The following is a 429-nucleotide window of genomic DNA, read 5'->3' on the forward strand; positions in this document are numbered from 1 at the left end:
CATCGCCACGGTCCACACCAACATGAAGACACGGGTCAAAATGCCGCGCACCAGCAACTAGCCGAAGGCTGGAATCGCGAACAGGCTGTCGAGGACCACCGTGCCGCTGATCAGCAAACCGATGTTGACCGCCAGCAGGTTGACCGCCGGCACCACAGCGCTGGGCAGAACATGCCGGCGAAACACCGCGCCTTCCGACAGCCCGCGTGCGCGTGCGGCGGTGACGTGATCCGCCTGCAATTACATCAACATGCTCGCCCGCAGGTTACGCACCAGCACCGCCGACAGCGCCAGGGCGATGGTCAGGCACGGCAAGAGCATGTGGTGCGCCTTGTCCAGCCAGGTGCGCCCGTCACCAGGCAACGGGAAAAAGCCCCATTTCACGCGGAGCCGCAAGCACAGCACCAACCCCAGCCAAACGCCCGGCAC

Annotated in this window: 1 pseudogene; it reads right to left on the bottom strand. The window is 64.8% G+C overall.

Annotated elements, in window-relative coordinates:
* Window positions 1-60 precede the first annotated feature (60 nt).
* A pseudogene (locus JMV15_RS28180) lies at window positions 61-429 on the bottom strand (ABC transporter permease subunit); the annotation flags it as partial.

Source organism: Pseudomonas paracarnis (assembly GCF_904063055.1).
Lineage (GTDB): Bacteria > Pseudomonadota > Gammaproteobacteria > Pseudomonadales > Pseudomonadaceae > Aquipseudomonas > Aquipseudomonas paracarnis.